This window comes from Paucibacter sp. JuS9 (assembly GCF_044043925.2).
Classification (GTDB): Bacteria; Pseudomonadota; Gammaproteobacteria; order Burkholderiales; family Burkholderiaceae_C; genus JAUASW01.
Genome location: NZ_CP194172.1, coordinates 3,548,363 through 3,561,205, shown reverse-complemented (window position 1 = coordinate 3,561,205; position 12,843 = coordinate 3,548,363). Strand labels below are relative to the sequence as shown.

At 66.4% G+C, this 12,843-nt stretch carries 11 protein-coding genes; 4 read left to right on the top strand and 7 right to left on the bottom strand.

From position 1 onward, the window contains the following. Positions 1-12: 12 nt before the first annotated feature. Both ABT392_RS15835 and ABT392_RS15830 read right to left on the bottom strand, forming a co-directional pair. On the bottom strand, positions 13-1,014 hold the full coding sequence (locus ABT392_RS15835; protein ID WP_395385326.1) for a dipeptide epimerase: 1,002 nt from the start codon (positions 1,012-1,014) through the stop codon (positions 13-15). After that, positions 995-2,176, bottom strand: coding sequence for an NAD(P)/FAD-dependent oxidoreductase (locus tag ABT392_RS15830; protein WP_395385327.1), 1,182 nt, complete (start codon positions 2,174-2,176; stop codon positions 995-997). The genes ABT392_RS15835 and ABT392_RS15830 overlap by 20 nt, the downstream gene beginning before the upstream one ends. Before the next feature lie 76 nt (positions 2,177-2,252). Here ABT392_RS15830 and ABT392_RS15825 point away from each other — a divergent pair, with 76 nt between their 5' ends. Next, positions 2,253-3,557 carry a peptide MFS transporter gene (locus ABT392_RS15825; protein WP_395385328.1) on the top strand — a complete coding sequence of 435 codons (1,305 nt, stop codon included), beginning with the start codon at positions 2,253-2,255 and terminating at the stop codon, positions 3,555-3,557. On the opposite strand, the gene ABT392_RS15820 is transcribed toward ABT392_RS15825, so the two are convergent. Then, positions 3,558-4,283 carry a helix-turn-helix domain-containing protein gene (locus tag ABT392_RS15820; protein WP_334278311.1) on the bottom strand — a complete coding sequence of 242 codons (726 nt, stop codon included), beginning with the start codon at positions 4,281-4,283 and terminating at the stop codon, positions 3,558-3,560. A gap of 175 nt (positions 4,284-4,458) precedes the next feature. Here ABT392_RS15820 and ABT392_RS15815 point away from each other — a divergent pair, with 175 nt between their 5' ends. From ABT392_RS15815 to ABT392_RS15805, 3 genes are read left to right on the top strand one after another with little or no spacing between them, the layout of a single operon-like run. Continuing rightward, positions 4,459-6,726, top strand: a complete 2,268-nt coding sequence (locus ABT392_RS15815; protein WP_395385329.1) for a TonB-dependent receptor — start codon at positions 4,459-4,461, stop codon at positions 6,724-6,726. Between the two features lie 18 nt (positions 6,727-6,744). Further along, on the top strand, positions 6,745-8,679 hold the full coding sequence (locus ABT392_RS15810) for a serine hydrolase domain-containing protein (RefSeq protein ID WP_395385330.1): 1,935 nt from the start codon (positions 6,745-6,747) through the stop codon (positions 8,677-8,679). 12 nt (positions 8,680-8,691) lie between these two features. Then, positions 8,692-10,143 carry a M81 family metallopeptidase gene (locus tag ABT392_RS15805; RefSeq protein ID WP_395385331.1) on the top strand — a complete coding sequence of 484 codons (1,452 nt, stop codon included), beginning with the start codon at positions 8,692-8,694 and terminating at the stop codon, positions 10,141-10,143. Positions 10,144-10,162: 19 nt separating this feature from the next. On the opposite strand, the gene ABT392_RS15800 is transcribed toward ABT392_RS15805, so the two are convergent. The 4 genes from ABT392_RS15800 to ABT392_RS15785 form a co-directional block, all read right to left on the bottom strand. Further along, positions 10,163-10,675 (bottom strand): GAF domain-containing protein, encoded by a 513-nt coding sequence (locus ABT392_RS15800; RefSeq protein ID WP_395385332.1) that lies wholly within the window; start codon positions 10,673-10,675, stop codon positions 10,163-10,165. 3 nt (positions 10,676-10,678) lie between these two features. Then, on the bottom strand, positions 10,679-11,911 hold the full coding sequence (locus ABT392_RS15795) for a M28 family peptidase (protein ID WP_334278307.1): 1,233 nt from the start codon (positions 11,909-11,911) through the stop codon (positions 10,679-10,681). A gap of 94 nt (positions 11,912-12,005) precedes the next feature. Continuing rightward, entirely contained in the window at positions 12,006-12,233 is a 228-nt protein-coding gene (locus ABT392_RS15790) for a DUF2798 domain-containing protein (RefSeq protein ID WP_395385333.1), read from the bottom strand. Then, entirely contained in the window at positions 12,230-12,823 is a 594-nt protein-coding gene (locus ABT392_RS15785; protein WP_395385334.1) for a flavodoxin family protein, read from the bottom strand. Before ABT392_RS15785 ends, ABT392_RS15790 begins: the two co-directional genes overlap by 4 nt. Positions 12,824-12,843: the final 20 nt, after the last annotated feature.

Sequence of the window (12,843 nt, the reverse complement as noted above, 5' to 3'; positions counted from 1 at the left end):
TGCTGCGTAGGCTCAGCCCCACAACTCCGCCGGGCTGAAGATGCAGCCGGCTTCATAGTGCACGGCCGGCTTGCAGTCCTCGGCGAGGATGGTCGGGCCGTCGAGGTCCACGACGTCGCAGAGCTGGCCCAGCACAAAGGCCGGCGCCATCGCCAGGCTGGTGCCGCCCATATTGCCGACCATCACCTTGAGGCCGAGCTGGTGGGCGCGGCGTGCCATCAGAAGGCCTTCGGTCAGGCCGCCGCATTTGTCGAGCTTGATGTTGATGACGTCGAACAGGCCGGCCATGGTTTCGAGTTCGGCCAGGTGCAGACAACTTTCATCTGCCGCGGTGGGCACAGGGAAGTCGACGAGTCGCATGTCCTGCTCGTGGCCGCGTGCAAAGGGCTGTTCCAGCAGCTCCACCTCGCAGTCGACCAGCACCGGCAGCAAGGCCTCGATGCTGGCCGGCGTGTAGCCCTGGTTGGCATCGACGGCCAGCCAGACGTCGGGCCGCGCACGGTGAACCGCGCGCACGCGCTCGATGTCGAGGTCGGTCTCGCCGGTCAGCTTCAGCTTCAGCGCCAGGGCTTGTCGGCACAGGTCGCGATGGGCCGCGGCTGCCATTGCTTCAGGCGCGGCCGCGCCGAGCGTGAACGTGGTGCGCAAGGGGCGGATGCTGCTCAGCCCGGCCAGTTGCCAGACCGGGCGGCGGGCACGTTTCGCTTCCAGGTCCCAGAGCGCGCAGTCGAGCGCGTTGCGCGCGCCGCTGGCCGGCATGCCGAGCCGCAGTTGCTCGCGACTCAGGCCCTCACGCAAGGCTTCGCGCAGCGCGTCGAGCTGCACCGGCATGTCAGCCGGCCGGTCTTGCAGGTAGTAGACGCCGGAGGCTTCGCCGCGCCCGCTGTGTGGGCCGTTCTTCAACTGCAGATGCAGCGCTTGCATCTCCGTGAACGTGTAGCCGGAGATTTGAAAGGGCTCGCGCAGCGGCAGCGCCTGGAGCTGGTAGCTCAGGTCAATGGATGTGTTCGGCATGAAAAGGGGCAATGGATCGGATGAAGCGCTGCGGCGAGAGCGCAGCGGCGCTGATGCCCAGCGCTTGCAGCTCGGCAGGCAATGCCTGGCCGAGCAGCACGGCAGCGGCCAGGCGGGCGAGAGCGGGTGCGGTCTGGATGCCATAGCCACCATGGCCGGCGCACCAGAAGAAGCCGGACGAGCAAGCGTCGTAGCCAACCACGGGCGAGCGGTCGGGGCTGAAGACGCGCAGCCCCGCCCAGCGGTGATGCACGCGGCGCACCGGGCGGCCGGTCAGCGTCTCGAAACGGTCCACCGCCATCGCCACGTCCCATTCCTCGGGCTGCGCGTCGCAGGGCGGGCTCGGTGTTTCATCCGCCGGCGAGATCAAGAGCAGGCCGGCGTCGGGCTTGAAATAGTGGCTCTCATCAATGGTCACGACAGCCGGCCAGTTGCGGCAATCCGCGCCGCCCGGCGCATCGATCAAGGCGGCCGTGCGCCGCAAGGGCTGCAAAGAAAGCGGCGCGATGCCGGCGATCTGCGCCACCGAATCCGCCCAGGCACCCGCCGCGTTGACGACGATAGGCGCGCTGTAGCTGCCCACCGCGGTGTGAGCGAGCCAGTCGCCATTGCCTTGGCGCTCGAGCCCGACCAATTGCTCATCCAGCCGGAGTTCGGCACCCTGCGCGCGCGCCTGGCGCAGAAAACCCTGGTGCAGCAAATCGACCTCGATATCGGCCGACCCCGGGTCCATCAGGGCGCCGGCGATGCGCTCGCGGCTGAGCACGGGCACGCGAGCCAGCGTCTCTTCGATGCCCAGCTCGCGCGTGCCGGCCCGGACATCGGCTTCCTCAAGGAAGGCGGTCGCCAGCGTCTCCTGCCCGGCGCCGACCAGGAACAGCGTCTCGCGCGGCCGCAAGAGCGGCGCGGCGGCGAAGCCGTCGGGCGGCACGTCAAAGAAAGGCCGGCTGGCGCGCGTCAGCGCCCGTATCACCGCATTGCCGTAGATCGGCGCAAAGAGAGCGGCCGAGCGGCCGGTCGAGTGATAGCCGGCCATCGATTCGGCTTCCAGCAGCACGACCTTGCGCTGGCCAGCCAGTGATGCAGCGAGCGAAGCGCCGGCGATGCCTGCGCCGATGACGATGCAGTCCGCATGCAGGGTGGGGTTGGTGTCTTTTCTCATATTTTCCAATTTGGAAAACAATGTACCATTAGGAAAAATATTCGACAACCATGCTTGCCACAAGCTCGGAGCGCCCGTGAGCCATTCAGCCCCACCGTCTGTCGTGTCGCCAGCTCCTTCGGCCTCCTCGGCGGCGACGAACGCTCGCAACTGGTTCGGCCAGCCGCCCGGCCTGACCGTGCTCTTCCTGACCGAGACCTGGGAGCGCTTCTCCTTCTACGGCATGAGCGCGCTGCTGATCTATTACATGACCAAGCAGCTGCAGTTCACGCAGGCCGATGCTTCCTTGATCTATGGGCTGTATTCGGGTGGCGTGTTCCTGACGCCCATTCTGGGCGGCTTCATTGCCGACCGCTGGCTGGGCAAGCGCCGCGCCATCCTGATCGGCGGCACGCTGATGGCGCTGGGCCATTTCGCCCTGGCCTGGGAGTCGCAGTTCTATACCGGCCTCGGCCTGATCTGCCTGGGCACCGGACTCTTCCTGCCCAACCTGCCCAGCCAGATCGGCGACCTCTACGGCGAAGACGACCCGCGTCGCGGCGGTGCCTACAACGTCTACTACGTCGGCGTGAACCTGGGTGGGCTGCTGGCGCCGCTGGTCTGCGGCACGCTGGGCGAGGTCTACGGCTGGCACTATGGCTTCGGCGCTGCGGGCATCGGCATGTGCCTGGGCCTGGCCGTCTATGTGCTGGGGCAGAAGCATCTGCCGTCGGGTCGGCCAACGAAGCAGGCGGCCAATCCGGTGAAGAGTTCGCAGCCGCTGACGGCCTCGGCCTTCGTGCCCTTGCTGCTGGTGGGCGTGGCGGTGATGCTGTTTCGCAGCGCCTATGCGCAGAGTGGCAACACGGTGGCGATCTGGGCGGATCAGTCCGTTGATCTGCAAGTGCTTGGATTCCAGCTGCCGGCGACCTGGGTGCAGTCGCTGAACCCGCTGTGCGTCTTCATGTTCACACCCTTCCTGATCGGCTACTGGCGTCGCTCGGCGCAACGCGGGCGCGAGCCTGCGCCCTTGACCAAGATGGCCTTGGGTGCGGCCGGCGTTGGCCTTGCCTACCTGCTGCTGGCTGGCGTGGCGCTCGGAGGCGCGAAGGTGCCGGGCGCCTGGCTGGTCCTGTTCTTCGTGCTCTACACGCTGGCCGAGCTCTACATCCTGCCGGTGGGCCTGGGCCTGTTTGCCCGCATGGCGCCGCGCGGCATGGGCGCGACCGTCATCGCGGCATGGTTCCTCGCGGCCTTTGCCGGCAACCTGCTGTCGGGCGTGGTGGGGCGGCTGTGGGAGCCGCTCGGCCCGCCGGGCTTCTTCGCCTTGCTGGCGGGTATCGCGGGCCTGGCGGCGCTGGGCCTGTGGCTGGTGCGGCCGCTCCTGCGCCCGGCGGCTTGATCAGCGCTTCCTTGCCGTCTTGGTGGTCTTGGCGGCCGGCGCCGCGCGGCGCGCGCTCGCAGCCGGCGGGAGCTCGACCAGGCGCTGCGAGGCATCGCGGAAGGGTTGGGTGATCTCCGTCTCACCCGCACCATGGCGCGGCGCGCAGGAGGCCACCAGGCGGCAAGGGCCATCGCTGGCCTTCAGGTAGGCGTGGCCCATCTCGCTGTCGAAATAGAGCGAGTCGCCGGCTTTCAGCAGCACCGGCGCATAGAGCTCGGAATGGAACTCGACTTCTCCCTCGAGCACATAGGCGAACTCTTCGCCGGGGTGGCGGATGAAGTCGCCGAACTCGGCCTTGAACTCCTCCATCGTGCGGGCCCGCGGCTCGGCAATCATCGGTGTGAAGCGCTTGTTCAGGAGCTCGGCGGCCAGGTAGATCTGGCCGTAGCTGCGAGTCTGCACGACCTGGCCCTCACCGGCCCGCTGCACCACTCGCCGCCCGCCGCCGCCCGGTGGCGTGGCCCGCGCGCTCGGCGCATCGATCAGCAGCTCGGCCATGTCCACGCCCAGGCCCTTGCTCAGGAGCATCAGCTTGTCGTACGACAGCGAAACATTGCCTTTCTCCAGCTTGGACAAGGTGGAAACAGCCAGCCCGGTGCGCGCGCTCACGTCGGCCAGGGTCAGGCCCAGGCGCTTGCGTGTGCTGCGGATGTGATCGCCGGGGAGGGTGTTCGCGCTGGCCATGATGTTCCTGTGGTTCGGCTGCCGATCTTAGGGGGCGGTGGCAAGACCTGGCTCCCGACTATTCCCTAGGAAAAGCAATTGCGGCAATTTTGCTTAGGGATTGCCCTGTTTGGAAAAAACTTTCCAAAATAGAAAAATACAGCGATCATTCCTCCACTTCGGAATTGGAGAGTCTATGCGCCCGTCAACTCATCGCGCCGGCAAGAGCACCGCTCCTGCGGCACCGGCCCTCAGCCGCCTGGCCATCCTGGTGGCAGCCGGCCTGGCAACGCTGAGTGCACCTGTGTCCCATGCCCAGGCGCAACCGGCCCAGGCCGCCAAGGCGGCCGAAGGCCAGGACAAGACCAAGGAGGCTGCTGCCGAGAAGCGCGAGCAGCTTGACACCGTGAGCGTCTTCGCCACCCGCCGCCGTGAGCCGGTGCGCGATGTGCCGTTGCGCGTCGAAACACTGTCGGTCGAGAACCTGGAGCGCATGGGCGCCGTCTCGCTGACCGACAGCATCGGCAGCCTGCCCGGCGTGGATGTGAAGGCAGATGCGGGCCCGGGCCGCGGCACGGTCACGATGCGCGGTGTCAGCGTGGGCGAGCAGCACATCGCCACGGTGGGTGTCTATGTCGACGAAGTCGCCTTCGGTTCCAGCAGCGCCTTCGTGTTTGGCGGTTCCACCGCGCTGGAAATGTCGCTGCTGGACCTGCATCACATCGAGCTGCTGCGCGGACCGCAAGGCACGCTCTACGGCGCTGGCGCGATGGGTGGTCTGCTCAAGTACGTGACCAATGAGCCAGACAGCAGCCGTTTCTCCGGCAAGGTCGGCCTGGGTGTTCGCAGCACGCAGGGCGGCGGCGTCGGCCATACCGAGAATATGGTGCTCAATGTCCCTTTGAGCCAGGATGTGGCAGCCATCCGCGTGGCTGCCTTCAACGACCACGAAGGCGGCTATATCAAGGCGGTGGGCAAGGCCGCGGGCGAGCATGTGAACGATGGCGACACGCGCGGCGCACGGGTGTCGGTGCTGATCGAGCCGACGACGAAGATGAAATTGCGCCTGTCGGCCGCCTCGCAAGAGATTCAGCGCAACAGCCTCAATGGCATCGACTACGACATCACGAGCGGCCAGCCGGTGTACGGCGACCTGACGCGCACACTGGCCACGCTTGAGCCCTACACCACCAAGACGCGCCTGACCTCGGCCGATTTCGAGTACGACTTCGGCTGGGCCCGCTTCAATGCGATCGCTTCGACGCAGCGCTTCAACAGCGGTACCGGGCAGGACGCGACCCCCTTGCTCGGCAACAACCCGGCCTTCGACTACGTGGTGCTCGACAACGCGATCAGCCTGCGCAAGCAGACCCAGGAGCTGCGCCTGACCTCGCCGCGGGGCACGGTGGAATGGTTGCTGGGCTACTACCGCGACAAGGAAGTCGGCCGCGTCGGCCAGCTGCTCTGGGCCAAGCTGGCCGGCGCCGGCAATATGGACCTGCAGAGCAATGGCCAGCCTTCGCAGTACCGCGAGCAGGCCTTCTATGGCGACCTGACCTGGAACTTCAACTCGGCCTGGTCGCTGACTCTCGGCGCCCGCGTGGCGCGCAACCAGCAGGTCTACGGCATCGAAGGTTCGCCACCGCTGGACTTTGTCGGTACCAGCGAAGACAGCTCGACCACCTATCTCGGCACCCTGCGCTATGCGCTGGACAAGCAGAGCAATGTCTACTTCCGCGCGGCCAGTGGCTATCGCCCCGGCGGCCCGAACCCGCCGGCGCTCGATGGCAGCTTGCAACCGATTCCCAACACGCCGCGCTCCTTCGGGCCTGACACGCTGTGGAGCTACGAACTTGGCTACAAGGGCGACCTGCTGGACAAGCGTCTGAACGTCGAAGCAGCGCTTTACGACATCCGCTGGAGCGGCCTGCAGCAGCCCAAGGCGCTGGGCATCAGCACCATCGTCGTCAACGCCGGCGAGGCGCATGTGCGAGGCGCCGAGCTCTCGGTTCGCTACAAGGTGGACGAGCATTGGAACCTGAACGGCGGTCTGGCCTACACCGACCCGACCCTCAGCAAGGAAGCGCCCGACCTGGGCCCGCCGGGCACGCGCCTGGCCAATACTGCCAAGCTCGCCTACACGCTGGGCCTGCGCTATGCGTTCCCACTGGCGGGGCATGAGTCCTATGCCGGCCTGAATGTTCGCCACGTCGGCCAGCGCAACGCCGGTTACGACATGCCCGGCACCTCGCTGCCGCAGTTCAGCCAGCCGGCCTACACGCTGGTGGATGCGCAATGGGGCCTGGACCTCGGCGGCTGGCAGCTCTCGACCTTTGTGCGCAACCTGACGAACAAGCGTGCCATCCTGAGCGCCAATTCCGCGCTGACCGCTTTCGGCCTGCCGCTGAATGCCACCGTGGCAACGCCGCGCACCGTAGGTGCGAACCTGAGCTTCAGTTTCTAAAGCAACGCGAAGATCTTCATGACTACGATTTTCAAGAGAACCCTTGGCGTGCTGGCGCTGTGCACCGGCCTGCTGCAGCCCGTGCTGGCGCAGACCGCGCCCGCCGCGCCTGCTGCGCCCGGCGCAGCGGCCGGGACGCCGCTCAGCGCGGGTGATGCCGAAGCCTGGCTCGATGGCCTGATGCCCGCCGCGCTGCGCACCGCTCGCGTGCCCGGCGCCGTGGTCGTCCTGGTCAAGGACGGCCAGGTGCTGGTGCAAAAAGGCTATGGCTGGGCCGACTGGGAGAAGAGCGTGCCGGTTGATGCGCAGCGCACGCTGTTCCGTCCCGGCTCGGTTTCCAAGCTGTTCACCTGGGTGGCGGTGATGCAGCAGGTGGAGCAGGGCAAGCTCGACCTCGATGCCGACCTGAACAAGTACCTCGATTTCAAGATCCCGGCCCACAAGAGTGGCAAGGCGCTGACCCTGCGCCATGTGATGACGCACACGACCGGCCTGGAAGAGACGGCGCGCGACCTGCTGACCTACTCGGACAAGGCGCCCGATCTTGGCGCCGTGCTCAAGGGCTATGTGCCGCCCTATGTCTATGAGCCCGGCAGCACGCCCGGCTATTCGAACTACGCCACCGCGCTGGCCGGCTACATCGTCGAGCGTCTCAGTGGCCTGAGCTTTGACGACTACATCGAGCAGAAGGTCCTGCATCCGCTGGGCATGAAGAGCTCGACCTTCCGCCAGCCCTTGCCGGCGGCGCTGAAGAGCCAGATGTCGGTCGGCTACTTCAGCCAGGACAAGGCGGGTGCCGGCTTCGAAGTGATCAGCATGCCGCCGGCCGGCAGCCTTTCTTCGCCTGGCGAAGACATGGGCCGCTTCATGATGGCCATGCTCAACCAGGGCAAGCTGGGTGACGCGCAGGTGCTCAAGCCCGAGACGCTCAAGCAGATGTTCATGCAAGTGACGCGCCCGCTGCCCGACGTGGCCGGCATCGGCCTGGGGTTCTATCAGCAGGACATCAACGGCCACCGCGCGTTCGGCCACGGTGGCGACACGGTGCTGTTCCACACCGACCTGGCCCTGTTCGTCGACAAGGGCATCGGTCTCTATGTCTCGTTCAATGCCAGCGGCGAGCGTGGCATGGGCAAGTGGCTGCGTGATCGTGTGTTCGAGGGCTTTGCGGATCGTTATCTGCCAGACACCCGCCCAGTGTCCAAGCCGCAGGTGGATGAAGCCACGGCCAAGGCGCATTCGCAGCTGATTGCAGGCGCGCACCGCACATCGCGCCGCGAGGATTCAACCTTTCTCTCGCTCCTGCAACTCCTGAGCCCCTTGAAGGTCGAGGCCCTGGCTGACGGCCGCATCGCGGTCGACCTCGCTGGCGCACGCAGCGTGTTCCGCGAGGTGAAGCCCTTGCTGTGGGAAGAAGAGAAGGGCAAGCGCCGCATCCAGGCGCTGATGGAGAACGGCAAGATCACGCGCTGGGCGATGGAGCCCTATGCCTTCGCCTTCGTCTTCGAGCCGGTGCCGGCACTGGCCAGTCCGCTCGCCTTGCTGCTGCTGTGCGGCGCAATGTTTGTGACCGCCGCAACCGCGCTGCTCTGGCCGCTGGTCGCGACCTTGCGTCGTCAGCACGGGGTGGCCAAGCCGGCTCGCAGCGTGAGCGCGGTTCGTGTCGCCAGCGTGCTGGTGCTCTTTGCGCTGGGTCTGTGGACGGCGACCGTCGTCTGCCTGGAAAACCTGGACGACACCAGCGTGCTGCTGCCGCTGTCTCAGCTCGTGACGCTCCTGGCCTTTGTGGGTGGCTTGCTGGCGTCGGCCTGGCAAGTGCGCACGGTGTTCCAGGCGGGTTCATCGGCAAGCAAATGGGCGCGAGCGCTTTCAGTGCTGTGGCTGCTATCGTTCGCGATCCTCGTGATCATGGGCTGGAGCCATCACATGATCAGCTTCAACCAATGGTATTGAGCCAGACCGACAGTGCGCCTCTTCCTCGCCGGCCTCGTCCACGAAACCAACAGCTTTTCGCCGTTGCCCACCAGCCTGCAGTCCTTCCGCGAAGGCGTGCTGGTACGGTGCGGCGAAGAGCGGGCGCTGGAGCGACTCGTGGAGCAGCCGGTGTTCGGCGGCGCCTTGCAGGCCGCGCGGGAGCAGGGGGACCTGTTGCTGCCCGGCCTGTTCGCGCAGGCCGAGCCTTCGGGCCCCTTGCCGCGCCACGACTACGAAGCGCTGCGAGCTGATCTTCTGTCCGACCTGAAGGCGGCGATGCCCGTAGATGCGGTGCTGCTGGCGCTTCATGGCGCAATGCTCGCCGAGGGCTACCCTGATTGCGAAGGCGACCTCTTGCAGGCCGTGCGCGCGCTGGTCGGCCCTGATGTGCCAGTCGGCGCGCTGCTCGATCTGCACTGCAACCTGAGCCCGGCGATGGTGGACTCGGGCGCGGTGCTGATCGCCTGCAAGGAATATCCGCACATCGACTACGCGGAACGCGGCGTCGAGTTGCACGGGCTCTTGAGGCGCATGGCGCGCGGCGAGCTGCGTTTGCGGGCGCAATGGCAGCGCGTGCCCATGGTGGGCATCTTCGGCACCACGGTGTCGCCGATGCGCGAGTTCGTGCAGGAGCTGCATGCGGCAGAGAAGCAGGAGGGTATCTGCACCGTGTCGGCGCTGCACGGCTTCCCATGGTCGGACACCGAGTTCACTGGCGCTGCCCTGCTGGCCTATTCGCAAGCCGAAGTGCATGCCGAGGGGCTGGTCGACCAGCTGGCGCGGCAGTTCTACGCCTTGCGCGAACGCGCCAGCAGCCCGCGCATGCCCATGGACGCAGCCCTCGATGCGGCCTTGAGTTCAGGGCCGGGTCTCGTGGTGCTCGCCGACAGCGCAGACAACCCAGGCGGAGGCGCCGCCTGTGATTCGACCTTCATCTTGCGCGCCCTGCTGGAGCGCGATGTGCAAGACGCCGCGCTGGGCATGATCTGGGACCCGCAGGCCGTGGCCATCGCGATGTCCGCGGGTGTGGGCGCGCGGCTGTCGATGCGAGTTGGGGGCAAGGTTGGTCCGATGTCCGGCGACCCGCTGGACGTCGAAGTACAAGTGCTGGCCTGCCGCCATGACGCGACGCAGGCCGGCCTGGTGCCCGGCTCGCGCGACCCGCTGGGCGCCGCAGTGGCGCTGCGCATCGGCGGGGTGGACGTGGTGCTGAACAGCCTTCGCCAGCAGGTGTTTTCGCCGGACTGCTTCACCGAGATGGGTGTCGATCTGAAGGCGAAGCGCCTGGTGGTGGTCAAGTCCACCCAGCATTTCCGCGCCGGCTTCGATGCACTGAGCAGCGCCACCTTCTATGCCGATACGCCGGGCAGCCTGCGCGTGAATCTCGGCGAGCTGCCGTACCGGCGCCTGCAACGGCCGCTGTGGCCGCTGGACGCCGCCTGAACGGCACAGCGCCGGCTCCTCAAGGCCAGTCCGTCCCCTCGACCAGCACCGCCAGCGCAGCTTCGAAGCCACGGGCGTCATCGCTGGTGAAGCGGGCCGGCAGCGGGCTGTCGAGGTCGAACACGGCGCGCAGCTTGCCGCCCACGACGACGGGCAGCACCAGCTCCGAGCGTGATGCTGCATCGCAGGCGATATGGCCCGGGAAGGCATGCACGTCTTCGACCAGTTGCATCTGTTGGCTACGCGCGCAGGCACCGCAGACTCCGCGACTGAAGGCAATGCGCACACAGGCCACCTTGCCCTGGAAGGGGCCCAGCACCAGCTCTTCAGCGTCTGCGCGGGCCATGTAGAAGCCCGCCCAGTTCAGGTCGGGCACGGCGCCGTAGACCAGGGCAGCAAACTGCGCCAGGTTGGCCAGCCAGTCGCGCTCGCCGTGCAAGAGGGATTCGGTCTGCGCAAGCAGCAGCTTGTAGGCCTCCTGCTTTGCGGCAGGGGTGGACATGTCCAGCGAGGAAATCGGATCGAAGCTCATGCCTCAGTTTCTCACCTTCACGCCGGTCAACTGGGCAATCGCGGCCAGCGTCGTCTGCGCGGCATTGAGCCCGAGCAGGAAGTCCTTGTCTGAATAGGACGAGTACAGGTCGGTCGGCTGGTGCCAGTGCGGATTCCAGCCGGCACCGATCTGCTGGCCGCGCTCGTTCTCGCGCAGCGAGATTGCCGGCACATGGTCCATGAAGGGCGTGGAGTCGGTGTTGGTCATGTGAAAGCCCACGGCTGCCGGATAGTTCGTCGCGTACCTGTCGTTGGCGGCGCGGAAGTGCCAGGCCAGCCTGGCCGCACCCTCGGCGAACTTGGCCGTGGACTGGTACTCGATGTTGACGTCGGCCTCGGCGCGCTGCTCCTTGGGCGCGACGTAGACCGGCTGACCCTTGGCATCGAGCACCGGCTTGCCTGCCGCATCTAGCTTGGGCACTGGCATGCCATGGTCGAACATCATCATGTCGTGCTGGATCATGCCCAGCCATTTGGGTTCGGGGTACTTGCCCGAGCCCTTGGGCGACTCGATGCCTTGCAGCTCCTTGCGCTGGGCGACATAGGCATAGGCGCCGTTCAGTCCGGTCTCTTCGTTGTTCCAGAGCACGAACCGGATCGAGCGTTCGGTCTCCACGCCAGGCTGGCTGAAGATGCGGGCGAGCTCCATCACCAGGGCGGTGCCGGAGCCGTTGTCGTTCGCTGCCTCGCCCCAGCCGATTCCATCCATGTGTGCGCCGACGATATACATCTCATCGGGCCGGCTCGTACCGACCTTGGTGCAATAGACGTTCTCGCGCAACGAGGTGCCCTCGGGCGTTGGCTCCGCGTTCAGTGCGCGCAGCCGTTCGTCGGTTTGGGCCAGCGGGTCGTTGTTCACGCCAGTGGGCGCGCGCTTGCCAAACAGGGTGCTGCCGCCCGGGCCCGCGGGGCCACCGGCCAGCGGCTGCCGCGGTGCGGCCGGGGTGCGCCTGGCCGGTTCGGTGAACTGGAATTGCAGTCGCTCGGTGTTCGTGCAACCGTAGGACTTCAATTGCGCCTCGATCCAGTCCAGCGCCTTGCGGTTGCGTTCGGTGCCCTGGCGGCGATCGCCGAACTGAGTCAGGCCCTTGATCGTGGCCTTGTACTTCTCCAGCTCCAGCTGCTTGACCAGGCCGCTGATCGGATCGGGCGCCTCAGCCGTCGGCGCTTGAGCCGAAGCAGCCGCTGCGCTGAAGGCCAGGGAAACTAGGACCAAGGGGCGAAGCGCTTGACGGGTCATTGCAATACATCCGCATGAGTAGTTTTCGGGCACCGTTCAGCATAGGCGATGCGGGCATCCGCCCGTGCGGCTAGCGTGCTGCCGTCAGCCGCTCGACCAGCTTGCGTACCAGCGGCGCCATCACGAGCACGGCCGGAAAAGCCACGAGCCAGGCAATCAGCCAGGCCGACGCCCATTGGCCGGCGAATTGGTGCGAGAGCCCCAGAGCACGCCAGGTCGAGAGGCCGGAGACCAGCATCGACATCAGGCCCGAGAGGATGAGGCCGAACAGGAGCGGGCTGTATTTCTTGTCGATCATTGCGATGCTCCTTCCAGGGCCGGGCTGCCCACACGCGCCAGCGTCTCGACGAAATGCCGGCCGAACATGCGTGCCGTCTTCACATCCCCTGGCACAAAGGAATCGGCGGGTGATGCATGGCCGGCCTGTGCCATCAGCCCGGACCAGGAGCCGAGCCGATTGGCTGCCTCCTCGTAGGGCACGCCGCGGTGCTGCTCCGGCAGGATGGGGTTGCCCACCCACAGCATGCCGTGCTGCATGGCGAACACGAACATCGACGTCAGAGTCGATTGCTTGTCACCCGAGGGCAGCGAAGACACGGTGAAGCCGGCGGCCAGCTTGTCTTTCAGGGCCTGCATGCGCCAGAGTTTTCCGGTGGCGTCCATGAAGCTCTTGAACGGAGCGGAGACGCCGCCGAGATAGGTTGGCGATCCGAGGATGAAACCGTCGAAGGCGAGCAGATCGTCAGGCCTGGCGGCGAGCTCTTCAGCCTTGATCAGGTGCACCTCGGCACCCGATGCGCTGCGCGCACCTTCGGCGACTTGGCTGGCGATGTGCTCGGTGTGACCGTGAGCACTGTGATAGATGACGGCGAGTTTTTGGGTCTTCATGAGTGAACTCCAGTTGGAAT